Source organism: Streptomyces sp. C10-9-1, from assembly GCF_024497955.1.
GTDB classification, from domain to species: Bacteria; Actinomycetota; Actinomycetes; order Streptomycetales; family Streptomycetaceae; genus Streptomyces; species Streptomyces sanyensis.
The window spans coordinates 73,375-96,901 of sequence record NZ_JANHKP010000017.1; the positions used below are offsets into that span (position 1 = coordinate 73,375).

The window sequence follows — 23,527 nt, forward strand, 5'->3', positions numbered from 1 at the left end:
AACGTCGTCCCTCGGCACAGCACATGCCACGACGACGACGGGAGAGCCGATGCGTTCCGACGCCTGGTCGCCCATGGACGGTCGCCCCGCCCCCCAGGGGATGTACGACCCCCGTAACGAACACGACGCCTGCGGTGTCGGGTTCGTGGCCACCCTCACCGGTGTTGCCAGCCATGAGCTGGTCGAGCAGGCGCTGACCGTACTGCGGAACCTCGAACACCGCGGCGCCACCGGCTCCGAGCCCGACTCGGGCGACGGCGCGGGCATCCTCCTGCAGGTGCCCGACGCCTTCCTGCGCGAGGTGGCCGGCATCGACCTCCCCGAAGCCGGCTCCTACGCGGTCGGCATCGCCTTCCTGCCCGCCGAGGAGGACGGCACCGCGACCGCCCGCATCGAGGCCCTGGCCGCCGAGGAGGGCCTGGACGTCCTCGGCTGGCGCGAGGTCCCCGTCGCGCCCGACCTGCTCGGCAACGGCGCCCGCGCCACCATGCCGTCGTTCCGCCAGCTCTTCGTCGCCGACGGCGAGAACTCCGGCATCGCCCTGGACCGCAAGGCCTTCGTGCTCCGCAAGCGCGCCGAGCGCGAGGCCGGGGTGTACTTCCCCTCGCTCTCCTCGCGCACGATCGTCTACAAGGGCATGCTGACCACCGGCCAGCTGGAGCCCTTCTTCCCCGACCTGTCCGACCGGCGCTGCGCCACGGCGGTCGCCCTCGTGCACTCGCGGTTCTCCACCAACACCTTCCCGAGCTGGCCGCTCGCCCACCCGTACCGCTTCGTCGCCCACAACGGCGAGATCAACACGGTCAAGGGCAACCGCAACTGGATGCGCGCCCGCGAGTCCCAGCTCGCCTCGGGCCTCTTCGGCGAGGGCGAGCTGGACCGCATCTTCCCGGTCTGCACGCCGGACGCCTCCGACTCCGCCTCCTTCGACGAGGTGCTGGAGCTGCTCCACCTCGGCGGCCGCTCGCTGCCCCACGCCGTGCTGATGATGGTGCCCGAGGCGTGGGAGAACCACGACTCCATGGACCCCGCCCGCCGCGCGTTCTACCAGTACCACTCCACGATGATGGAGCCCTGGGACGGCCCCGCCTGCGTCACCTTCACCGACGGCACGCAGGTCGGCGCCGTGCTGGACCGCAACGGGCTGCGCCCCGGCCGCTACTGGGTCACCGACGACGGCCTGGTGGTGCTGTCCTCCGAGGTCGGCGTCCTCGACATCGACCCCGCCCGGGTGGTCCGCAAGGGTCGCCTCCAGCCCGGCCGCATGTTCCTGGTGGACACCGCCGAGCACCGGATCATCGAGGACGACGAGATCAAGTCCGCCCTCGCCGCCGAGGCCCCCTACGCGGAGTGGCTGGAGACCGGCGAGATCGAGCTGGAGGACCTGCCCGAGCGCGAGCACATCGTCCACACCCACGCCTCGGTCACCCGCCGCCAGCAGACCTTCGGCTACACCGAGGAGGAGCTGCGCGTCCTGCTGGCCCCGATGGCCCGCAGCGCCGCCGAGCCGATCGGCTCCATGGGCACGGACTCGCCGATCGCGGCCCTCTCCGAGCGTCCCCGGCTGCTGTTCGACTACTTCACCCAGCTGTTCGCGCAGGTCACCAACCCGCCGCTGGACGCCATCCGCGAGGAGCTCGTCACCTCGCTGCACTCCTCGCTCGGACCCCAGGGCAACCTGCTGGAGCCGACCGCCGCGTCCTGCCGCAGCGTCACGCTGCCCTTCCCGGTGATCGACAACGACGAGCTGGCCAAGCTCATCCACATCAACGCCGACGGCGACATGCCCGGCATGAAGGCCGCCACCCTCGCCGGCCTCTACCGGGTCTCCGGCGGCGGCGACGCCCTCGCCGCGCGCCTGGAGGAGATCTGCGCCGAGGCCGACGCGGCCATCGCCAACGGCGCCCGCCTCATCGTCCTGTCGGACCGGCACTCCGACGCCGAGCACGCGCCGATCCCCTCGCTGCTGCTCACCTCCGCCGTGCACCACCACCTCATCCGCACCAAGCAGCGCACCCAGGTGGGCCTGCTGGTCGAGGCGGGCGACGTCCGCGAGGTGCACCACGTCGCGCTCCTGATCGGCTACGGCGCGGCCGCCGTCAACCCCTACCTGGCCATGGAGTCCGTCGAGGACCTGGTCCGCGCCGGCACCTTCATCGAGGGCACCGAGCCCGAGAAGGCCATCCGGAACCTGATCCACGCCCTGGGCAAGGGCGTGCTGAAGGTCATGTCCAAGATGGGCATCTCCACCGTGGCCTCCTACCGGGGCGCGCAGGTCTTCGAGGCCGTCGGCCTGGACGAGGGCTTCGTGGCCCAGTACTTCCACGGCACCGCCACCAAGATCGGCGGCGCCGGGCTGGACGTCGTGGCCAAGGAGGTGGCCGCCCGCCACGCCAAGGCGTACCCCGCGTCCGGCATCCCCTCCGCGCACCGCGCGCTGGAGATCGGCGGCGAGTACCAGTGGCGCCGCGAGGGCGAGCCCCACCTGTTCGACCCGGAGACCGTCTTCCGCCTCCAGCACGCCACCCGCACCAAGCGGTACGACGTCTTCCGGCAGTACACGGACCGGGTCAACGAGCAGTCCGAGCGCCTGATGACGCTGCGCGGCCTGTTCGGCTTCTCCTCCGAGCGCCCCTCCATCCCGCTGGAGGAGGTGGAGCCGGTCTCCGAGATCGTCAAGCGCTTCTCCACCGGCGCCATGTCCTACGGCTCCATCTCCCGGGAGGCGCACGAGACCCTGGCCATCGCCATGAACCGGCTGGGCGGCAAGTCCAACACCGGCGAGGGCGGCGAGGACCCGGAGCGCCTGTACGACCCCGAGCGCCGCTCCTCCATCAAGCAGGTCGCCTCCGGCCGCTTCGGTGTGACCAGCGAGTACCTGGTCAACGCGGACGACATCCAGATCAAGATGGCCCAGGGCGCCAAGCCCGGCGAGGGCGGCCAGCTGCCCGGCCACAAGGTCTACCCGTGGGTGGCGAAGACCCGGCACTCCACGCCGGGCGTCGGGCTCATCTCCCCGCCGCCGCACCACGACATCTACTCCATCGAGGACCTCGCCCAGCTCATCCACGACCTGAAGAACGCCAACCCGGCGGCCCGCATCCACGTGAAGCTGGTCTCCGAGGTCGGTGTCGGCACGGTCGCCGCGGGCGTCTCCAAGGCCCACGCGGACGTCGTCCTGATCTCGGGCCACGACGGCGGCACCGGCGCCTCCCCGCTGACCTCGCTGAAGCACGCGGGCGGCCCCTGGGAGCTCGGCCTCGCCGAGACCCAGCAGACGCTGCTCCTCAACGGCCTGCGCGACCGGATCGTGGTGCAGACCGACGGCCAGCTCAAGACCGGCCGCGACGTGGTCATCGCCGCCCTGCTGGGCGCCGAGGAGTTCGGCTTCGCCACCGCTCCGCTGGTCGTCTCCGGCTGCGTCATGATGCGCGTCTGCCACCTGGACACCTGCCCGGTCGGCATCGCCACCCAGAACCCGGTGCTGCGCGAGCGCTTCTCCGGCAAGGCCGAGTTCGTGGTGAACTTCTTCGAGTTCATCGCGGAGGAGGTCCGCGAGCTCCTCGCCGAGCTCGGCTTCCGCACGCTCCAGGAGGCCGTCGGCCACGCCGAACTGCTCGACACCACGCGGGCGGTCGACCACTGGAAGGCGCAGGGCCTGGACCTGGCCCCGCTCTTCCACGTCCCCGAGCTGCCCGAGGGCGCGGTGCGCCACCAGCTGGTCGAGCAGGACCACGGGCTGGCGAAGGCGCTCGACAACGAGCTGGTCAGGCTCGCCGCCGACGCGCTGGGCGCCGCGAGTGCCGAGCAGGCGTCGCCGGTGCGCGCCCAGGTCGCCATCCGCAACATCAACCGCACGGTCGGCACCATGCTCGGCCACGAGGTGACCAAGCGGTTCGGCGGTGCGGGGCTGCCCGACGACACCATCGACATCACCTTCACCGGCAGCGCCGGCCAGTCCTTCGGCGCCTTCGTGCCGCGCGGTGTCACCCTCCGCCTGGAGGGCGACGCCAACGACTACGTGGGCAAGGGCCTCTCCGGCGGCCGGGTCGTCGTCCGCCCCGACCGGGGCGCCGACCACCTCGCGGAGTACTCGACCATCGCCGGCAACACCATCGGCTACGGCGCCACCGGCGGCGAGATGTTCCTCCGCGGCCGCACCGGCGAGCGCTTCTGCGTCCGCAACTCGGGCGCGCTGGTCGTCTCCGAGGGCGTGGGCGACCACGGCTGCGAGTACATGACCGGCGGCCACGCGGTCGTCCTCGGCGAGACCGGCCGCAACTTCGCGGCCGGCATGTCCGGCGGCGTCGCCTACGTCATCGACCTGGACCGGGACAACGTCAACGCCGGCAACCTGGCGGCGATCGAGGCCCCGTCCGAGGCCGACCTGCAGTGGCTGCACGACGTCGTGCGCCGCCACCACGAGGAGACGGGCTCCACCGTCGCCGAGAGGCTCCTTGCCGACTGGCCCGCAGCCGCGGCCCGGTTCAGCAAGATCATCCCGACCACGTACAAGGCCGTGCTCGCCGCCAAGGACGCCGCTGAGCTCGCCGGTCTCTCCGAGCAGGAGACCACCGAGAAGATGATGGAGGCGGCGACCCATGGCTGACCCCAAGGGCTTCCTGACCACCGGGCGCGAGGTCGCCGAGACCCGCCCCGTGGCGGAGCGCGTCAGGGACTGGAACGAGGTCTACGTCCCCGGCTCCCTCCTGCCGATCATCAGCAAGCAGGCCGGGCGCTGCATGGACTGCGGCATCCCGTTCTGCCACAACGGCTGCCCCCTCGGGAACCTGATCCCCGAGTGGAACGACTACGCCTACCGGGAGGACTGGTCCGCCGCGTCCGAGCGGCTGCACGCGACCAACAACTTCCCGGAGTTCACCGGCCGCCTGTGCCCGGCGCCCTGCGAGGCCGCGTGCGTGCTCGGCATCAACCAGCCGGCCGTCACCATCAAGAACGTCGAGGTCTCGATCATCGACCGGGCGTGGGACTCCGGCGGCGTCACCCCGCAGCCCCCCGAGCGCCTCTCCGGCAAGACGGTCGCCGTCGTCGGCTCCGGCCCCGCGGGCCTGGCCGCCGCCCAGCAGCTCACCCGGGCCGGCCACACCGTGGTCGTCTACGAGCGCGCCGACCGCATCGGCGGGCTGCTGCGCTACGGCATCCCCGAGTTCAAGATGGAGAAGGTGCACATCAACCGCCGCATCGAGCAGATGCGCGCGGAGGGCACCAAGTTCCGCACCGAGGTGGAGATCGGCACCGACATGCCGGCCGACGCGCTGCGCCGCCGCTACGACGCGGTCGTCATCGCCGCCGGTGCCACCGTCTCCCGCGACCTGCCGGTCCCCGGCCGCGAGCTGAACGGCGTCCACTTCGCGATGGAGTACCTGCCGCTCGCCAACAAGGTGCAGGAGGGCGACTTCGTCGCGCCGCCCATCACGGCCGAGGGCAAGCACGTGGTCGTGATCGGCGGCGGCGACACCGGCGCGGACTGCGTCGGCACCGCCCACCGCCAGGGCGCGGCCTCGGTCACGCAGCTGGAGATCATGCCGCGCCCGGGCGAGGAGCGGAACGCGGGTCAGCCGTGGCCCACCTTCCCCATGCTCTACAAGGTCACCTCGGCGCACGAGGAGGGCGGCGAGCGGGTCTACTCCGTCTCGACGACCTCCTTCGAGGGCGACGAGGAGGGCAATGTCCAGGCGCTGAACCTGGTCGAGGTAGAGTTCAGGGACGGCAAGCTGGAGCAGAAGCCCGGCACCGAGCGTCGCATCCCGGCCCAGCTGGTGACGCTCGCCATGGGCTTCACCGGCATCGACCAGTCCAACGGCCTGGTCGAGCAGTTCGGGCTGGAGCTCGACGCCCGGGGCAACGTCGCCCGCGACGCGGACTTCGCCACCAACGTCGACGGCGTGTTCGTCGCCGGTGACGCGGGCCGCGGCCAGTCTCTGATCGTCTGGGCGATCGCGGAGGGCCGCTCGGCCGCCCGCGGTGTCGACAGCTACCTGACCGGTGCGAGCCAGCTGCCGGCGCCGATCCGGCCCACGGACCGCGCGCTGACGGTCTGACGACCGGAACCGCCGCCCCCGACGGGGCGGTGACCGGCCCCGAGGGGCCATCGAAGACGTCCCGTACAACGGCGTGCGGAACTAGCGCGGCGCCCGCCCGTCCCCGACCGGACCCGGCGGGCGCTGCGGCATGTCCGGGTCCCGTCGCGCACGGGCGCACCGCGGCCGGCCGGGGCGTACGATCGCCACGGGCCCCGATCCGCGCTCCGGTCCGCCGCGGCCCGGGCCCGCGGGCACGGCCGCCGTCCGTCGCACACGAGTGGGCCCGCCGGAGCGGGCAGGGGGGGAACGGCCATGGCCGGCGTGGGACTGGGTGCGGTGCAGGAGCGGGCCCCCGGGCTCGTCAGCCTCTACAAGTCCGCCGGGGTCAGTCTGCGCAAGCACGGCCTGGAGGGGCAGCGCGCCGCCGTGTACCTGGTCGTCGACTACTCCGGCTCGATGCGCGACTACTACCGCGACGGCAGCGTCCAGGCGCTCGCCGACCGGGTGCTCGGCCTCTCGGCCAACCTCGACGACGACGGGGTGGTCCCCGTGGTGTTCTTCTCCACGGACGTCGACGCGGTGGAGGACATCGCCCTGGACAACCACCGCGGGCGCATCGACGAGATCGTCTCCCGCCTCGGCCACATGGGCCGCACCAGCTACCACCTGGCCATGGACGAGGTCCTCGACCACTACCTGGACAGCGGTGCCGGCGCCCCCGCCCTGGTCGTCTTCCAGACGGACGGCGGCCCGATCAGCCGGCACGCCGCGGAACGCTACCTGTGCAAGGCCGCCCGCCTGCCGCTGTTCTGGCAGTTCGTCGGATTCGGCGACAAGCGCAGCAACCAGTTCGACTTCCTCCGCCGCCTGGACGGGCTCGCCGTGCCGCGCCACCGGGTGGTCGACAACGCGGGCTTCTTCCACGCCGGGCCCGATCCCCGCCGCGTCCCCGACGCCGAGCTCTACGACCGGCTGCTGGGGGAGTTCCCCCAGTGGCTCGCGGCGGCCCGGGCCCGGGGCATCGTGCGGGGCTGAGCGCGGGGCCCGGGGCCGTGGCGTGGGCAGGGGCGTGTGCGGACCGCCCGCGCAGGACCGCGGCGGCTCCGTGCTAGGGTGGTGGCGTTGCGGTTTTGGTACCCATGCTCTGTGTGCGCCTGACGGAATGTTCCTCAGGCGCACGTCGTGTTTCCGGACTCTCTCCGGAGGGGGTCAATGCAGCGACGGGGATTTCGCGAGGTGCGGAGTCCCGGCTTGCCCCGTTCAAGGAGAACAGTATGGCTACCGGCATCGTGAAGTGGTTCAACTCGGAGAAGGGCTTCGGCTTCATCGAGCAGGACGGCGGCGGCCCCGACGTCTTCGCCCACTACTCCAACATCGCCACCTCCGGCTTCCGCGAGCTGCAGGAAGGCCAGAAGGTCACCTTCGACGTCACGCAGGGCCAGAAGGGCCCGCAGGCGGAGAACATCCTCCCGGCCTGACCGCCGGACGCGCGTCAAGCGACCGGGGCCCGCACCGCACGGTGCGGGCCCCGGCCCGTCTCCGTCCAGCCCAGGAGGGCCCACCCCGTATGAACCGCTCCGAACGCCCGGCACGCAAGCGCACGGCCGCCGCTCCCCGCTCCGAATCCCGCGGCGGAGCCCGTAGCACGGCGCGCACCCCGGCCCCCGCCGGCCGCCGCGCGGGCAGGGGCGCGGCCGCGCGGCCGTCCGGCCCCCCGAAGGAGTTCGCGCTCCCCGAGACGCTGACCCCGGCGCTGCCCGCCGTCACGGCGTTCGAGGAGCTCGACCTGCCCGCCGCCGTCGCGAAGACCCTCGCGGCCCAGGGCGTGACCGAGCCGTTCCCGATCCAGGCCGCCACGCTGCCCAACTCGCTCGCGGGACGCGACGTGCTCGGCCGCGGCCGCACCGGCTCCGGCAAGACCCTGGCCTTCGGCCTGGCCCTGCTCGCCCGTACCGCCGGCCGGCGCGCCGAGCCGAAGGCGCCGCTGGCCCTGGTCCTCGTCCCCACCCGTGAGCTCGCCCAGCAGGTCGGCGACGCGCTGGAGCCCTACGCCTCCGCCCTGGGCCTGCGGCGCACGACCGTGGTGGGAGGGGTCTCGCTCACCCGCCAGGCGGGCGCGCTGCGCCGGGGCGCCGAGGTGCTGGTGGCCACGCCGGGGCGGCTGATCGACCTCGTCGAGCGCGGTGACTGCCGTCTCGACCGGGTCGAGGTCACCGTCCTCGACGAGGCCGACCAGATGGCCGACATGGGGTTCATGCCGCAGGTCACCAAGCTCGTCGAGCAGACCGCGCCGGACGGGCAGCGCATGCTGTTCTCCGCCACCCTCGACGGCAACATCGACCGGCTGGTGCGCCGCTTCCTGACGGATCCCGTCGTCCACTCCGTCGACCCGACCGCGGGCGCCGTGACCTCGATGGACCACCATCTGCTGCACGTCGCCGACGAGACCGACAAGCGCGCCGTCGCCCTCCGTATCGCGGCCCGGGACGGCCGGACCATCCTCTTCGTCGACACCAAGCGCGCCGCCGACCGGTTCGCCAAGCGGCTGCTGGCCAGCGGCGTGCCCGCGGCCGCCCTGCACGGCGGGCGCTCGCAGCCCCAGCGCACCAGGACCCTGGAGCAGTTCCGCACCGGCGTGGTCACCGCCCTGGTGGCGACCAACGTGGCCGCCCGGGGCATCCACGTGGAGGACCTGGACCTCGTGGTCAACGTGGACCCGCCCGTCGACCACAAGGACTACCTGCACCGCGGCGGGCGCACCGCCCGTGCGGGCCGCTCGGGCACGGTGGTCACCCTGGTGCTGCCCGCCCAGCGCCGGGACACCGACCGGCTGATGGCGGAGACCGGGATAGCGCCCCGGGTGACCCGGGTCCGCTCCGGCGACGAGGAGCTGGTCCGGCTGACCGGTGCGCGGGAGCCCTCGGGCATCCCGGTGACGATCGCGGTCCCTCAGCAGGCGCCCGCCCGGTCTGCCGCGCCCTCGGGGACCTCGGGCTCCCGCCGCCCGGCCCGGCGCGGCGGCACCGCCCGGTCCGCGTCCGCGAGTGCCTCCGGCCGCACCCCCGGGCGGCAGGCGCGCCGGGGGAGCGGCCGCGACACCGCGGCGTCCTCCGGGGCGGAGCCCCGTACGCGGGGCGGCGCCCAGCCGGCGGACGGCTCGGGCGGCCGGCGTCCGCGCACGCGCCGCGCGGGGCGGGGCCAGAGCGCCTGACGGCACGCGGGGAGCCGTACGCGGGCCCGCCGTCCCCCGGTCCGGTTCGGGGCGACGGGACGGCACCGTGTGCGGCCCCTCAGGTGTCGCATTCGAGAACGGTGCGGCACAGCCCGCACCGCACCCGGGCCCGGCCGCGGACCGCCACCCGGATGCGCTGGTGGCACGTGGTGCAGGGGAAGGTGACGCAGACCCCGTCCGGACCGGACTCGAAGGCGTAGGCACCCTGGCCCTCCTGGCGTGAGCCGGGGTGCTCCAGCGCGCGGCGGCGGTCCCGGGCGTATCGCAGGCGCCCCACCCGGCCGGCCGAGGCGAGCGGCGGCCTGCGCGCGTCGCTCAGGGCGCGGGCCCGCCCCGCGGTGTAGGCCCGGTACGCCTGGGGGCTGGTGAACCAGGGGGAGGGGTCCTCGCCGAAGAGCGCCGCGCGGCCGGCGAGGACGTAGCCGAACTCCTCCGGTGTCAGGTAGCCCAGCTTCTGGCTGGACATCCCGTCCTCGCGGAAGGCGTCCAGCAGGAGCCAGCCGGCGCCGAGGTAGGCCGTCACCGTGTCCGTGAGGATCTCGTTGTCGCGCGTTCCGGGGAACGAGAGCCCGAGCCGGTGCAGCAGCACATGGGTGATCTCGTGGGCGAGCGCGGCGCCGATGTCCCGGCGGTGGGTGCGGAACCGGTCGTTCAGTTCGATGAAGTACTCGGGACCCGCCGTCAGTTCCACGCTCGCGGCGTGCTCCATCGCCCGGAAGGCGACGATCATCCGCGCCTCGGGGAGCCGCAGATGGGCGACGAGGGCACGGGCGACCCGCTGGGTTCCGAGGTACAGGTCGTCGTGGTCGGCGAAGGCGACGTCCGCGGGCGGCACGCTCGCCGCGTAGGCGCCCACGCCGTCGGCGGACAGCCGCCGGTAGAGCGCCGTGACCGCGGAGTGCACCGTGTCGAGGTGGGGGAAGCCGTGCACCACCTCACCGCTCTTCCCCATGACCACCCCCGTGGACGACCGTCCGGCGCCCCCACTGTACGGCGGCCGGACCGCTCGCGGCGCGGGTGGCGGGCGGCGCGGCGCGGCGGCGGGCGCGTCCCCGGGCGGGTGGCCGAAAGCGCCTTCTTGTGGGCCTGTCGCCCGGTGCTCATAATCCGCAGTAAGGCTTGTCAAGCGCATGTCATCCCCACGTTCCGCGTCATGCGCACACCAGCCGGTGCATGCCTCAACCCCCCACGAAAGGCAGTGCCTTGAAGCAGCTTCTGCGTGCCCTCAAACGCTGCGCCGCCGCCGGAGCGGTCGTGCTCGCCGCGGTCAGCCTCCAGCCCGCCGCCGCCACCGCGGCCCCCCAGCCCGTCGTCGGCGGCACCCGCGCCGCCCAGGGCGAGTTCCCCTTCATGGTCCGGCTCTCCATGGGGTGCGGCGGCGCCCTCTACGCCCGGGACATCGTCCTGACCGCCGCCCACTGCGTCGGCTCCTCCGGCGACAACACCGGCATCACCGCCACCGCGGGGACGGTGGACCTGCGCAGCTCCAGCGCGATCACGGTCCGCTCCACCAAGGTCCTGCGCGCCCCCGGCTACAACGGCAGCGGCAAGGACTGGGCCCTGATCAAGCTCGCCCGGCCCATCGACCTGCCGACCCTGAAGATCGCCGACACCACCGCGTACGACAACGGCACCTTCACGGTGGCCGGCTGGGGCGCCAACCGCGAGGGCGGCTTCCAGCAGCGCTACCTGCTCAAGGCCCAGGTGCCCTTCGTCCCGGACTCCACCTGCAGCCAGGCCTACGGCCGCGAACTCGTGGCGGACGAGGAGATCTGCGCCGGCTACAGCCAGGGCGGCGTCGACACCTGCCAGGGCGACTCCGGCGGCCCCATGTTCCGCCGCGACGCCGCCGGCGACTGGATCCAGGTCGGCATCGTGAGCTGGGGCTACGGCTGCGCCCGGGCCGGATACCCGGGGGTCTACACCGAGGTCTCGGCCTTCGCCTCCGCCATCCGGTCGGCCGCGGCCGGACTCTAGGACCGGCCCGCCCCCGTGCCCCGGTCGGGGCGGGGCGGCGCCCCAGCCGCCGCGCCCCCGCCGCACGGCGCGGGGGGCGCGGCCGGGGTGCCGGGGCGGGCGGCGGCCCGCCCCGGCTCTCGTGCCGCCCCTGACGCGTCCCGGTCCCCGGGCACCCGCGGACCGGGACGCCCCTTCGACGTAAGCTCGCTGACCATGACCACGAAGGACATCGACGAGAACGTACGCGCCGAACTCGACCGCCTGCGCGAGAGCATCGACAACATCGACGCCGCGGTCGTGTACATGCTCGCCGAACGCTTCAAGTGCACCCAGCAGGTCGGCCATCTCAAGGCCGAGCACCAGCTTCCCCCCGCCGACCCGGCCCGCGAGGCGCGCCAGATCGAGCGCCTGCGCCACCTCGCCGAGAGTGCGCGGCTCGACCCCGCCTTCGCCGAGAAGCTGCTGAACTTCATCATCGCCGAGGTGATCCGCCACCACGAGACCATCGCGGAGAACGCCCCTCCCGGGAACGGCTGACGCCCGGGGCCGCCCGGGGACCGCGAGCCGCCGCGCCGCCCGGGCCCCGGCGGCCCCGCGGGCCCCGCCCGGCCGCCCCCGCGCCGCCCGCACCGTCCGCGCGCAGCACCCGCCCGTACCCCCCCGTACCCCGGCCGCGACGCCGGAGCGACCGCCTCCGGCCCGTCCGCGCGCCCCCGACATGCGCCCGCCGCGCCTCTGCGCCCGCCGCGTGCGGGCCTGTGCGCCCACAGCGCACGGCACCCCCGTGTACCCGGGGGCACTCATCGGGCAGCATGACCCCCATGTCCGTACTGACGCGCGACGAAGCGCAGACCCGAGCCCAGCTGATCGACGTGCACCGCTACGCGATCGACCTCGACCTCACCACCGGGGACGACACCTTCGCGTCGAGGAGCCTGATCCACTTCACCGCGCGTTCCGCCGGGGACACCTTCGTCGAGCTCAAGCCCTCCGCGCTCCACTCCCTCACGCTGGACGGACAGGCACTCGACCCCGGCGCCCTCGACGGCAACCGGTACCCGCTGACCCTCGAACCCGGCGAGCACCGGCTCCAGGTCGAGGCGCTGATGGACTACTCGCGCACCGGTGAGGGCATGCACCGCTTCACCGACCCCAGCGACGGCGAGACCTACGTCTACAGCCAGATGTTCATGGAGGACGTCCAGCGGGTCTTCGCGGCCTTCGACCAGCCCGACCTGAAGGCCGTCTTCGAGCTCGCCGTCACCGCACCCGGCGGGTGGACGGTCCTCGGCAACGGCGTCGCCACCGACCACGGGGACGGCCGCTGGAGCTGCGCCGCGACGCCGCCGATCTCCACCTACCTGGTCGCCGTGGCCGCCGGCCCCTGGCACTCCGTCCGCACGGAGCACGCGGGGCTGCCCTTCGGACTGCACACCCGCCGCTCGCTGGGCCCCCACCTCGACGCCGACGCCGAGGAGCTGTTCGAGATCACCCGGCAGTGCTTCGACCGTTACCACGAGAAGTTCGAGGAGCCCTACCCCTTCGACTCCTACGACCAGGCGTTCGTGCCGGAGTTCAACGCCGGCGCCATGGAGAACCCGGGACTGGTGACCTTCCGGGACGAGTTCGTCTTCCGCTCCGCGGTGACCGACACCCAGCGCCAGACCAGAGCCATGGTCATCGCGCACGAGATGGCCCACATGTGGTTCGGCGACCTGGTCACCCTCGCCTGGTGGGACGACATCTGGCTCAACGAGTCCTTCGCCGAGTACATGGGCTACCAGACCCTCACCGAGGCGACCCGCTTCACCGACACCTGGGTCGACTTCGGCATCGCGCGCAAGGCGTGGGGCTACGACGCCGACCAGCGCCCCTCCACCCATCCCGTGGCACCCGACCCGGACGCGGTCCCCGACACCGCCTCCGCCATGCTCAACTTCGACGGCATCTCCTACGCCAAGGGCGCCTCCGCCCTGCGGCAGCTGGTCACCTGGCTCGGGGAGAAGGACTTCCTCGCCGGGATCAACAACCACTTCCGGCGCCACAGGTTCGCCAACGCCACGCTGGCCGACTTCCTCGACTCGCTCGCCGCCGCCACCGACCGCGACGTCCACGGCTGGGCGAAGAGCTGGCTGCGCACCACCGGGGTCGACACCCTGACCCCGCAGGTCGCCGACGGCCCCGGCGGCTGGACCCTCACCGTCGACCGCGACGGCGGCCGCCCGCACCGCATCACCGTCGGCGCCTACGACCGCGACCCCGTCCGCCCCGGGTCCCTCGTGCTGCGCGAGCGCATCGACGTCGACGTCCCGCTCACCGAGGGCGAACCCCACCCCGGGCGCCGCCCCGCACTGGTCCTCCTGAACGACGGGGACACCACCTACGCCAAGGTCCGCCTGGACGCGGAGTCCTGGGCCACCGCCCTCGGCTCCCTGTCCGGCATCCCCGACCCCCTGACCCGCGCCGTGGTCTGGAACGCGGCCCGCGACATGGTCCGCGACGGCGAACTCGCCCCGGCGGCCTACCTGGAGGCCGCCCGCGCCCATCTGCCCAAGGAGACCGACCTCGCCGTCGTCCAGGGCGTCCTGTCCTTCGCCGCGACCCAGATCGCCGACCGCTACCTCGCCCCCGGCCGGCGGCCGGCGGCCCTGTCCCTCCTCACCGACACCTGCCGCGCCCTGCTCCGCCGCACCGAGGACGGCAGCGACCCGGGCATGCGGCTGACCGCGGTCCGCCACTTCGTCGACGCCGCCGCCCACTCGGCGTCCATCCAGGAGTGGCTGACCGACGGCAGCGTCCCCGGAGGCCCCGAACTCGACCCGGAGCTGCGCTGGCGCATCCTCACCCGGCTCTGCGTGCTCGGCGAGGCCGGGGAGCCCGAGATCGCGGCCGAACTCGCCCGGGACCCCAGTGCGACCGGACTGGAGGGTGCCGTCCGCTGCCGCGCCGCCCTGCCCTTCGCGGAGGCCAAGGCGGCCGCCTGGTCCCGGATGTTCGAGGGGGAGGAGCTGTCGAACTACCTCTTCGCCGCGACCGCGCAGGGGTTCTGGCAGCCCGAGCAGGCGTCGCTGACCCGGGAGTACGTGGGCCGCTTCTACGCCGACGCGGTGGGGCTGGCCGACCGCCGGGGGCCCGCCATCGCGGACGCCGCGGGGCGGTACGCCTTCCCGGCCCACGAGGTCACCGCCGAGGCACTGCGGCAGGGGCGCGACTGCCTGAAGGGCTCCGAGATGCTGCCCGCGCTGCACCGCAAGCTCGTCGACCAGCTCGACGACCTCGCCCGGGCGCTGCGGGTCCGGGGCGTCTGAGGGGACGGCGGGGCCCGCGGCGGCGGCGCCCCGGGCCGGGCCGTTCGGCGGGGGCGAGGGCGGTCCGCACTCCCGGCCCAGCGGACGCCGCCTGCGGCCCGCGCCCGTGCGCCTGGCCCCGCAACCGCGCGCCCCGGCGGCGTGCGTCACACCCCGGCACGCGCGCTGCACCACCCTGTGCGCCGTGCGCGCCCCGGTGGGCGGGCGCCGGGCCAAAACCCCGCCGCTCCCGGCTCGTTGGACACACGGGACGCCGGGTGCTCCGGGTCCCGCCCGCGACCGCCGAAGGACCCCGATGCGCGCAGAGCCCCCGCCCCCGCCGCCCCTCGCCGGCGGGACCGACGGCCCCGCCGCTCTGCGCCCCCTGGTCCGCACCGTGCTCGACGCCCTGGGCTCCGGCGCGAGGAGCCGCGGCGGCCCGCTGCCCCCCGGAGGCCCCGAGGCCGTCGACTCCGCCCTCGCCCGGGCCCTCGGGGACCCGCTGCCCGAGGACGGCCGGGGCCCCGACTCCGCCCTGCGGGACCTCGTCGAGGCCCTTGCGCACGGCTCGGCGGACCCCGCCGACCCCCTGTGCGCCGCGCATCTGCACACCCCTCCGCTGGCGCTCGCCGCCGCCGCGGAACTCGCCGCCGCCGCGCTCAACCCGTCGATGGACTCCTGGGACCAGGCACCGGCCGCCTCCGCCCTCGAAGCCGCCGTCACCCGGTCCCTGGCCCGGGAGGTCTTCCCCGGCGGCGCGGCCCCCGACGCCCTGGTGACCACCGGCGGCACCGAGTCCAACCAGCTCGCCCTGCTCCTGGCCCGGGAGCACCGGGGCGCGGTGCAGGTGCTGTGCGGCGACGACACCCACCACTCCGTCCACCGCGCCGCCTGGCTCCTCGGCCTGCCCGCCCCCCGCACCGCGCCCCTCCGGGACCCCGCCGCGCTCGACCGGGTCCTGGCCGCCGCCCCGGGCCCCGTCCTGGTCGCCGCCACCGCGGGCACCACCGACAGCGGCCGGATCGACCCGCTGGCCGGGATCGCCGAGGCCTGCGCCCGCCACGGCGCCGCCCTCCACGTCGACGCCGCCTACGGGGGCCCGCTGCTGTTCAGCGACGCCCGCCGCCATCTGCTGGCCGGGCTCGACCGGGCGGACACCGTCACCCTCGATCTGCACAAGCTGGGCTGGCAGCCCGTCGCCGCCGGGCTGCTCGCCGTCCGCGACACCGCCCTCCTCGCCCCCCTCGACCACACGGCCCACTACCTGAACGCCGAGGACGACACCGAGGCCGGCCTGCCCGACCTCCTCGGCCGCTCCCTGCGCACCACCCGCCGCCCCGACGTACTGAAGATCGCGGTCACGCTCCGGGCGCTCGGCCGCCGCGGGCTGGGGGACCTCGTCGACCGCGTCTGCTCGACCGCGCAGGACCTGGCCGACCTCGTCGAGAAGCACCCCGGCCTCGACCTCCACGGGCGGCCCGTGCTGTCCACCGTGCTCTTCCGCCCCCGCGGCGCCTCCGACGAGCGCACCGCCGCGATCCGCAGGACCCTGCTCCTCTCCGGCCGCGCGGTCCTCGGCCGCGCCCGCGCCGACGGGCGCGTCTGGCTGAAGGCCACTCTGCTCAACCCCCACACCACCCCGGACCACCTGCGCACCCTGATCACCCTCGTGGAAGGCAGCACCCCCGATGACGGCGACGCCCGCACCCGATCCCGCTCCTGACGCGGCAGCCCCCGGACCCGACCGGCCCCTCGACCTCGTCGGCATCGGCATCGGCCCGTTCAACCTCTCCCTCGCGGCCCTCGCGGACCGCGTGCCGGAAGGACTGGCGACCGCCTTCTACGAGCAGCGGCCCGAGTTCCGGTGGCACCCCGGACTCCTGATCGACGGCGCCACGCTCCAGGTCCCCTTCCTCGCCGACCTGGTCACCCTCGCCGACCCGGCCAACCCCCACTCCTTCCTGTCCTACCTCCGGGCCCGGGAGCGCCTGTTCCCCTTCTACTTCGCCGAGACCTTCCACATCCAGCGCGCCGAGTACGAGGCCTACTGCCGGTGGGTCGCCCGGTCCCTGCCCGCACTCCACTTCGGCCACCAGGTCGACGCCGTGCGCTGGAACCCCGAACGCGACGTGTTCGAGGTCGACTTCACCCAGCTCGACGCCGCCGGCGGAGCCGAGGCGCTCTGCCGCACCCACACCCGCAACATCGTCCTGGGCATCGGCACCGAACCCTGGGTGCCGGACCCCCTGCGCCCCCTCGCCGACGCCCCCGGCGTCCCCGTCGTCCACTCCGCCGACTACCTGGCCCACCGCGAGGCACTGCTCGCCGCGGGTCACGTGACGGTCATCGGCTCGGGGCAGTCGGGTGCCGAGGTCTTCCTGGACCTGCTGCGCGGCCGCCCCCGGGGGGCGGAGGGGCTCCACTGGCTGGCCCGTACGGAGGCCTTCGCCCCCATGGAGTACTCCAAGCTCGGACTGGAGCACTTCACCCCGGACTACACGCGCTACTTCCACGCCCTGCCGGAGCGGGTGCGCGACGAACTGCTGCCCCGCCAGTGGCAGCTCCACAAGGGCATCGACGCGGCGACCGTCGAGGCGATCCACCGCGAGCTGTACCGGCGCAGCCTGGACGGCGGCTGGCCCGAGGCGGTGATGACCCCCGGGGTGCACGTCCGCACCGCCGGCCGGGTCGCCACCACCAAGGTCGAACTCCACCTGGAGCACGTCCAGCAGGGCACCCGCTCCCGGCTCACCACCGACGCCGTGGTGCTCGCCACCGGCTACCGCGAGCGCCCCCTCGGGCGGCTCCTCGCCGGGCTCGACCCCTACATGCGACGCGACGCCGGGGGCCGCCCGGTCGTCGACGCGCAGTACCGGATGAAGCTCGACCCCTCCGTCACCGGGTCCGTCTTCGTGCAGAACGCCGAACGCCACAGCCACGGCGTCGGCGCCCCCGACCTCGGACTCGCGGCGTGGCGGAGCGCGTCCATCCTGAACACCCTCACGGGCACGGAGCCGTACCCCCTGCCCCGGCGCACGGCCTTCACCAGCTTCGGGCTCGAGAAGCGGGAGGCGCCGGTCATCCCGGGCCAGGCCCCCGCCCTCACCCCCCTGGAGGCCTGACCCGCCGGGGGCGCCCGGGCGGGGCGGGACTCAGCCGAAGACCGGCGCGCCCTCCCGGGTCAGCCGCCAGCCCACCGAGGCGAAGTCCGCCGGGTCGACCGTGCCCGCGGCCTTCACCCAGGAGATGATCGTGTTCCGGATCTCCTCGGAGTTGGCCCACAGCTGCGGGGCCCGCGCGACATGGGGGAAGTTCCCGCCCCCGCTCGCCCGGTAGTTGTTGACCGCCAGCACGAACCGCTGCTCCGGGTCGACCGGCCGGCCCTCGAAGGACAGGCCCGTGATCCGCGAACCCTCCGGCCGCGCGATGTCGATGTCGTACACCAGGCCCGACACCGCGTCGTAGTTGTAGTCAGGGATCCCCGAGGCGTTCGTCAGCGCCGCCGGGTCGACCGGGGCGCCGGCCGCGGTCCGCACGTAGTACCTCGCGGAGTACTCCAGATAGTCCCTGAGCTGGGCGCCCGTCATCAGCCGCGCCTCCAGGGTGTTCTCGAAGACGTAGAGGCCCGCCGCGTCCCTGATGGTCACCTCGCCCGCCGGGATCGCGGCGGTCCGGGAGAAGCACGAGGCCTGGGAGAGCACCGGCAGGTCCGCGTGTTCGCCGCCGGAGAGGGCCGCCCGCACGGTCTCGGCCTGCACGTGGTTGATCAGGTCGATGACCGGTGCGTCGCGCCAGGGCGCCTCGGCGGTGGTCATGGCCGACACCGAGGTGCCGATCACCTGGTTCACGTAGGCAACGACCTCGCGGTGCTCCCTGCCGAGCAGCCGGGTGATCGCCCGGTCCTCCTCGACCGTGTTCGAGTTGAGGACCCGCGCCCCGACGCTCTCCACCTGCCAGCGGCCGCGCTCCCGGACCACCCCGATGTCGAACAGGGTCAGCCGCTGCCCCCACTTGAGGGGCTCCGACAGCACCACGGGCCGGCCCGTCCGCCGGTTGACCACCACGTGCTCGGCGATCTCCTGGTGCGCGTGGCCGACCAGGATCGCGTCGATGCCGGGGACCTGCTCGGCCACCAGCGCGGCGGCGTTCTCCACGTGGGGAAGCTGGTCGCCGTAGGAGGACGTGCCGGAGGAGCCGCTGTGCGCGGACACCAGCACGACGTCGGCGCCCATCGACCGCAGCCGCGGCACCCACTTCGCGGCCTGCTCCACCAGCCCGGGGAAGACCATCCGCCCGCTCACGTTCAGCTTGTCCCAGATCGCGATGCCGGGGTTGGTCAGGCCGAGTACGGCCACCCGCACATCGCTCCCGTGGGGGGTGCGCAACCGGTGCATGCTGTAGGGCGGGAAGGCGGGGCGCAGGGTCTTCGCGTCCAGCGCGTTCGCGCCGAGCAGCGGGAAGTCGCACTGCTCCTGGAAGGCGCGCAGCACGGGGATGCCGTAGTTGAACTCGTGGTTCCCCAGGGCCGCGGCGTCGTACCCGATGGCGTTCATGGCGCGGGCCATCGGATGCACCGGGCCCCGGCGGGCCGTGATGGGATCGACCTTGGCGTAGTAGTACGACAGCTGGGTGCCCTGAATGGTGTCGCCCGCGTCGACGAGCAGCGTGTTGCACCGCCCCTTCTCGGCGCGCACCCGCTCGACCAGGGTCGAGATCTTCGCCAGGCCCACGTCGTTGTGGTCCTTGTCGTCGAACTCCCGGTCCGTGAAGTAGTCCCAGTTGAAGACGTTTCCGTGCAGGTCGGTCGTCCCCATCACGGTGAAGGAGTAGCGCTTGGACCGGTGCGGGCCGCCTCCTCCCCGTCCCGGCTCGGCGGCGGCGGCCGGGGCCGCACCTGCCCCGGCGGCGGCGACCCCGGCCCCGGCGGCGGCGGACCGCCCCAGGAAGGTCCTGCGGTTCAGCGGCATCTCGTCTCCCTCGATCACCTGCACGACGCGCGTAGATTCTGGCGCAACGACCCTGCTGTACGGAAGGGTTGGCCGCACAACCGGCCCGCGCACCCGCGCGGCCCGCACGCCGACCCGGGAGGGCTGCATGACCGGCGCCACCGACGACCACTCCGCTTCCCCCGGCACGCCCGGGGCGCCCCGGGTCGCGGTCCGCGGCGAGGCGCGACACCGGGTGGACCCGGAGATCGCGTCCCTCGGCGTCCACGTCACCGCCCGCGGCCGCGACCGGCGTGCCGCGCTGGAGGACCTCACACGGCGCAACGCGGCCGTCCTCGACCTGATCCGCTCCTACGGGGACGCCGTCGAGAAGCTCTCCACCGGCTCCTTCTCCATCAGCCCGCAACTCGCCCAGCACGGGCGGGGCGAGCGGGTCCGCGCGTACCACGGCAGCGTCCAGATCACCGCCCGGCTCACCGACTTCACGGCCCTCGGCGAGCTCGTCACGCGCCTGGCCGACCTGGAACTCACCCGGGTGAGCGGTCCCTGGTGGTCCCTGCGCGCCGACTCGCCGGCCCATGCGGAGGCGCGCCGGGCCGCCGTCCACGACGCGGTGCGCCGTGCGCGCGAGTATGCCGAGGCCCTCGGCGGACGGCTGGACGCGCTGCTCGAACTCGCGGACATCGGCGCGGAGGCGCACACCCCCTACGGGGGTCCCCCTGCGCCCGCGGCCGTGCGTGGTTTCGGAGGGGCGGTCCAGGCGGAGGCGGCTCCCGCACTCGACCTCGAACCGCAGCAGCAGACCGTCGTCGCACAGGTGAACGCACGGTTCACGATGACACCGCCGAGCCTGTGAGAAATGCTCATCGGAGCGCCCCTCCGCACAATTCAACAGTTGTCAATAACCCTTCATGCAAAGGTTGTTGGACGGACACGAGAGGCTGATTCTCTACCCGCCGGTAAGCCATAGGCTCGAATCATGCGCCGAGCAAAGATCGTCTGCACCCTGGGACCCGCCACCGACACATACGACCAGATCAAGGCTCTGGTCGAAGCAGGAATGGATATCGCCCGGTTCAACCTGAGCCACGGGGCCCATGCCGACCACGAGCAGCGGTTCCGGCACGTCCGCAAGGCGGCCGACGAGACCGGCCGCAGTGTCGGCGTGCTGGCGGACCTTCAGGGCCCGAAGATCCGCCTCGGCCGATTCCTCGAAGGCCCGGTACTTCTCGAACGCGGCGACGCGTTCACCGTGACCGTCGAGGACGTCCCCGGTGACCGCGGCATCTGCGGCACGACCTACCGGGGGCTCGCCGCGGACGTCACCCCGGGCGAGCGCATCCTGGTCGACGACGGCAAGGTCGCCCTGGAGGTGACCCGCGTCGACGGCCCCCGCGTGCACACCACGGTCGTCGAGGGCGGGATGGTCTCCGACCACAAGGGGCTCAACCTCCCCGGCGTCGCCGTCTCCGTCCCCGCGCTCTCCGAGAAGGACGTCGAGGACCTGCGCTGGGCCCTGCGGACCGGTGCCGACGTCATCGCGCTGTCCTTCGTCCGCAGCGGCCGGGACATCGAGGACGTGCACCGGGTGATGGACGAGGAGGGCCGCCGGCTCCCCGTCATCGCCAAGGTGGAGAAGCCCCAGGCGGTCGAGACCATCGACGGCATCGTCGCCGCCTTCGACGGAATCATGGTGGCCCGCGGGGACCTCGGCGTCGAGATGCCCCTGGAGCAGGTGCCCATCGTCCAGAAGCGCGCGGTCAAGCTGGCCAAGCGGAACGCCAAGCCGGTCATCGTCGCCACCCAGATGCTGGACTCGATGATCGACAACAGCCGCCCCACCCGCGCCGAGGCCTCCGACGTGGCGAACGCCGTCATCGACGGCACCGACGCGGTGATGCTCTCGGGCGAGACCAGCGTGGGCAAGTACCCGGTCGAGACCGTCCGGACGATGAGCCGGATCGTGGCGGCGGCCGAGGAGGACCTGCTGGCACGCGGCCTGGCGCCGCTGACCGAGCGGAACAAGCCCCGCACCCAGGGGGGTGCCGTCGCCCGCGCCGCGGCCGAGATGGGCGACTTCCTCGGGGCCCGGTTCCTGGTGGCCTTCACCCAGTCCGGCGACACGGTCCGCAGGCTGTCCCGCTACCGTTCGCCCATCCCGCTGCTGGCCTTCACCTCCGACCCGGCCACCCGCTCGCAGCTCAGCCTGACCTGGGGAGTGGAGACCTTCCTCGGGCCGCATGTCGACTCCACCGACGCGATGGTGGCCCAGGTCGACGAGGAGCTGCAGCGGATCGGGCGCTGCCGGCCCGGCGACATCGTGGTCATCACCGCGGGCTCCCCGCCCGGGGTCTCCGGCTCCACCAACCTCGTACGCGTCCACCGGATCGGGGAGAGCGTGCACTGAAAGGCCGTCCCGTCGCCGCCGGGGGTCCCGGCCGAAGGGGGGAGCGGTCCGCTGCGCGGGGGAGGCGGCGCGTGGCCTCGGCGGCGCCCCGGCGGGATTCCGGCCCGGCGCCGCGGGCGCGCTCACACCTTCGTGTGACATGGCCCGGGCGGTGCGCGAGGGCTCACCGGAGCGGGGGTTTCACCCGGCCGAAGGTGACCTTGGAAAGCGAGATAAAGTACCCCGGGTCGGATTCGAACCGACGCTGGATGGTGTTTGAGACCATTGCCTCTACCGCTGGGCTACCGGGGCTCCCTTGGAAATAAAGGATCAAGCAATCCGCTCGTCCCCCAACCATACAGGAGCTGGGTAGGCTCTTGAGGAGCACCCTGATTGAGAACGAGGAGCCTTCCGTGACCGCCCCCGAGTCGCCCCAGCCGATCGCCGACGACACCGCGCACGTACCTCCGATGACGACCCGTGTGGTGATCGCCGAGGACGAGGCGCTCATCCGGCTCGACCTGAAAGAGATGCTGGAGGAGGAGGGCTACGCGGTCGTCGGGGAGGCGGGGGACGGGCAGCGCGCCGTCGAGCTCGCCCGGGAGCACCGGCCGGACCTCGTGATCCTGGATGTGAAGATGCCCGTCCTGGACGGCATTTCGGCGGCCGAGAAGATCGCCGAGGAGTCCATCGCCCCGGTGCTGATGCTGACCGCCTTCTCCCAGCGCGACCTGGTGGAGCGGGCGCGCGACGCGGGCGCGATGGCCTACCTGGTGAAGCCGTTCTCCAAGAGCGACGTGGTCCCCGCCATCGAGATGGCCGTCTCCCGGTTCACCGAGCTCAAGGCCCTGGAGAAGGAGGTCGCCGACCTCGCGCAGCGCCTGGAGACCCGCAAGCTGGTCGACCGCGCCAAGTCCGTCCTGCAGACGCAGTACGGCCTCACCGAGCCCGCCGCCTTCCGCTGGATCCAGAAGACCTCCATGGACCGGCGGCTGTCCATGCAGCAGGTGGCCGAGGCGGTCATCGAGGACGCGGAGGAGAAGAAGGCCGCGAAGGGGCAGTAGGGGCCGCTCCGGCTGCCGGGCGGCCCGCCGGACCCGGCCTCCGGTCGCTCGCCTCGTCGCTGGTCGGCAGGGGCGCCGTCGCGCACCGTGTGCGCCGTACCGGCGGGCCCCCGCGCGGGGTGCCGGGCGGCTGCGGACCCCCGCCGCACCCGTCGGGTGCGGCGGGGGTCCTGCCGTCCCGGGTGTGGGGATCCCGTGGAGACCGTGAAGGCGTGGGGGGCGGTGGTGTGCCCGGAGGGGCGCGCCGCGCCGCCGGAGGTGCCCGCGGCCGCCCCTCCGCTGACTCCGTGTAGCGGTACGGGCCTCCCGGGTGCCCGCCGGACCCGGTGCGGAGGCGCGGCGGGCCCGTGTCGCCGGATGAGACGCCGACTCCACCCGAACAGGGCGTCCGCTCTGCGGACAGGGGGAATTCAGCCATTTACCGGACGCGGGCCCGCCGGTGCGCATACCGTGGCCCTCTCGGGGGGTAGGGCTCTGAGCTGCGAGGTTGCGCCACGGCCGCCGAACCGCGGCGATCCGCCGGCCCGGCGGCTCGCGAGCGTGAGCGAGTTGTCGGGATCTTGTGGATCCCGGATGACATGTCCGGTCGCCGGTAAGGAGTGTTCTGTT

The 23,527-nt window shown here is 73.6% G+C and carries 15 protein-coding genes and 1 tRNA gene; 13 read left to right on the forward strand and 3 right to left on the reverse strand.

Going from position 1 to position 23,527, the window contains the following annotated elements:
• Positions 1–49 precede the first annotated feature (49 nt).
• The 5 genes from gltB (at position 50) to NPS70_RS23435 (ending at position 9,255) form a co-directional block, all read left to right on the forward strand.
• Positions 50–4,609: a glutamate synthase large subunit gene (gene gltB / locus NPS70_RS23415; RefSeq protein ID WP_256526357.1), complete on the forward strand. Its 4,560-nt coding sequence runs from the start codon at positions 50–52 to the stop codon at positions 4,607–4,609.
• A complete protein-coding gene (locus NPS70_RS23420) occupies positions 4,602–6,062 on the forward strand; it encodes a glutamate synthase subunit beta (RefSeq protein ID WP_256526358.1) in 1,461 nt (486 codons plus the stop codon). Before gltB ends, NPS70_RS23420 begins: the two co-directional genes overlap by 8 nt.
• Before the next feature lie 294 nt (positions 6,063–6,356).
• A complete protein-coding gene (locus NPS70_RS23425; protein ID WP_256526359.1) occupies positions 6,357–7,079 on the forward strand; it encodes a VWA domain-containing protein in 723 nt (240 codons plus the stop codon).
• Between the two features lie 239 nt (positions 7,080–7,318).
• Positions 7,319–7,522, forward strand: a complete 204-nt coding sequence (locus NPS70_RS23430; RefSeq protein WP_256526360.1) for a cold-shock protein — start codon at positions 7,319–7,321, stop codon at positions 7,520–7,522.
• Positions 7,523–7,611: 89 nt separating this feature from the next.
• Positions 7,612–9,255, forward strand: coding sequence for a DEAD/DEAH box helicase (locus NPS70_RS23435; RefSeq protein WP_256526361.1), 1,644 nt, complete (start codon positions 7,612–7,614; stop codon positions 9,253–9,255).
• A gap of 79 nt (positions 9,256–9,334) precedes the next feature.
• Here NPS70_RS23435 and NPS70_RS23440 read toward each other — a convergent pair whose 3' ends face one another.
• A complete protein-coding gene (locus tag NPS70_RS23440; RefSeq protein ID WP_256526362.1) occupies positions 9,335–10,228 on the reverse strand; it encodes a hypothetical protein in 894 nt (297 codons plus the stop codon).
• Positions 10,229–10,479: 251 nt separating this feature from the next.
• On the opposite strand from NPS70_RS23440, the gene NPS70_RS23445 reads away from it, so the two are divergent.
• The 5 genes from NPS70_RS23445 to NPS70_RS23465 all read left to right on the forward strand — a co-directional run bounded on the left by NPS70_RS23445 (position 10,480) and on the right by NPS70_RS23465 (position 17,644).
• Positions 10,480–11,253 (forward strand): serine protease, encoded by a 774-nt coding sequence (locus NPS70_RS23445; RefSeq protein WP_256526363.1) that lies wholly within the window; start codon positions 10,480–10,482, stop codon positions 11,251–11,253.
• 195 nt (positions 11,254–11,448) lie between these two features.
• The gene (locus NPS70_RS23450) at positions 11,449–11,772 is read left to right on the forward strand and encodes a chorismate mutase (protein ID WP_256526364.1); all 324 of its coding nucleotides are present in this window, start codon (positions 11,449–11,451) and stop codon (positions 11,770–11,772) included.
• A gap of 284 nt (positions 11,773–12,056) precedes the next feature.
• Positions 12,057–14,543, forward strand: a complete 2,487-nt coding sequence (pepN, locus tag NPS70_RS23455; RefSeq protein WP_256526365.1) for an aminopeptidase N — start codon at positions 12,057–12,059, stop codon at positions 14,541–14,543.
• Positions 14,544–14,838: 295 nt separating this feature from the next.
• Positions 14,839–16,245 carry an aminotransferase class V-fold PLP-dependent enzyme gene (locus tag NPS70_RS23460; protein WP_256526366.1) on the forward strand — a complete coding sequence of 469 codons (1,407 nt, stop codon included), beginning with the start codon at positions 14,839–14,841 and terminating at the stop codon, positions 16,243–16,245.
• Positions 16,211–17,644: a lysine N(6)-hydroxylase/L-ornithine N(5)-oxygenase family protein gene (locus NPS70_RS23465; protein WP_256526367.1), complete on the forward strand. Its 1,434-nt coding sequence runs from the start codon at positions 16,211–16,213 to the stop codon at positions 17,642–17,644. Before NPS70_RS23460 ends, NPS70_RS23465 begins: the two co-directional genes overlap by 35 nt.
• 30 nt (positions 17,645–17,674) lie before the next feature.
• Here NPS70_RS23465 and NPS70_RS23470 read toward each other — a convergent pair whose 3' ends face one another.
• Positions 17,675–19,489, reverse strand: coding sequence for a bifunctional UDP-sugar hydrolase/5'-nucleotidase (locus NPS70_RS23470; protein ID WP_256526412.1), 1,815 nt, complete (start codon positions 19,487–19,489; stop codon positions 17,675–17,677).
• Positions 19,490–19,616: 127 nt separating this feature from the next.
• Here NPS70_RS23470 and NPS70_RS23475 point away from each other — a divergent pair, with 127 nt between their 5' ends.
• Both NPS70_RS23475 and pyk read left to right on the forward strand, forming a co-directional pair.
• A complete protein-coding gene (locus tag NPS70_RS23475) occupies positions 19,617–20,324 on the forward strand; it encodes an SIMPL domain-containing protein (protein WP_256526368.1) in 708 nt (235 codons plus the stop codon).
• Positions 20,325–20,447: 123 nt separating this feature from the next.
• The gene (gene pyk / locus NPS70_RS23480; RefSeq protein WP_256526369.1) at positions 20,448–21,875 is read left to right on the forward strand and encodes a pyruvate kinase; all 1,428 of its coding nucleotides are present in this window, start codon (positions 20,448–20,450) and stop codon (positions 21,873–21,875) included.
• Positions 21,876–22,093: 218 nt separating this feature from the next.
• On the opposite strand, the gene NPS70_RS23485 is transcribed toward pyk, so the two are convergent.
• Positions 22,094–22,166 (reverse strand) — tRNA-Leu (locus tag NPS70_RS23485).
• Between the two features lie 101 nt (positions 22,167–22,267).
• On the opposite strand from NPS70_RS23485, the gene NPS70_RS23490 reads away from it, so the two are divergent.
• Positions 22,268–22,918, forward strand: a complete 651-nt coding sequence (locus NPS70_RS23490; RefSeq protein WP_256526370.1) for an ANTAR domain-containing response regulator — start codon at positions 22,268–22,270, stop codon at positions 22,916–22,918.
• The last annotated feature ends 609 nt before the right edge of the window (positions 22,919–23,527 follow it).

Bases quoted from the DNA above. Each gene is read 5' to 3' on its own strand.
- NPS70_RS23450 (WP_256526364.1), top strand. From the start codon at position 11,449: ATGACCACGAAGGACATCGACGAGAACGTACGCGCCGAACTCGACCGC.
- NPS70_RS23465 (WP_256526367.1), top strand. From the start codon at position 16,211: ATGACGGCGACGCCCGCACCCGATCCCGCTCCTGACGCGGCAGCCCCC.
- pyk (WP_256526369.1), top strand. From the start codon at position 20,448: ATGCGCCGAGCAAAGATCGTCTGCACCCTGGGACCCGCCACCGACACA.
- NPS70_RS23460 (WP_256526366.1), top strand. From the start codon at position 14,839: ATGCGCGCAGAGCCCCCGCCCCCGCCGCCCCTCGCCGGCGGGACCGAC.
- gltB (WP_256526357.1), top strand. From the start codon at position 50: ATGCGTTCCGACGCCTGGTCGCCCATGGACGGTCGCCCCGCCCCCCAG.
- NPS70_RS23475 (WP_256526368.1), top strand. From the start codon at position 19,617: ATGACCGGCGCCACCGACGACCACTCCGCTTCCCCCGGCACGCCCGGG.
- NPS70_RS23470 (WP_256526412.1), bottom strand. From the start codon at position 19,489: ATGCCGCTGAACCGCAGGACCTTCCTGGGGCGGTCCGCCGCCGCCGGG.
- NPS70_RS23420 (WP_256526358.1), top strand. From the start codon at position 4,602: ATGGCTGACCCCAAGGGCTTCCTGACCACCGGGCGCGAGGTCGCCGAG.
- NPS70_RS23430 (WP_256526360.1), top strand. From the start codon at position 7,319: ATGGCTACCGGCATCGTGAAGTGGTTCAACTCGGAGAAGGGCTTCGGC.
- NPS70_RS23435 (WP_256526361.1), top strand. From the start codon at position 7,612: ATGAACCGCTCCGAACGCCCGGCACGCAAGCGCACGGCCGCCGCTCCC.
- NPS70_RS23425 (WP_256526359.1), top strand. From the start codon at position 6,357: ATGGCCGGCGTGGGACTGGGTGCGGTGCAGGAGCGGGCCCCCGGGCTC.
- NPS70_RS23440 (WP_256526362.1), bottom strand. From the start codon at position 10,228: ATGGGGAAGAGCGGTGAGGTGGTGCACGGCTTCCCCCACCTCGACACG.
- pepN (WP_256526365.1), top strand. From the start codon at position 12,057: ATGTCCGTACTGACGCGCGACGAAGCGCAGACCCGAGCCCAGCTGATC.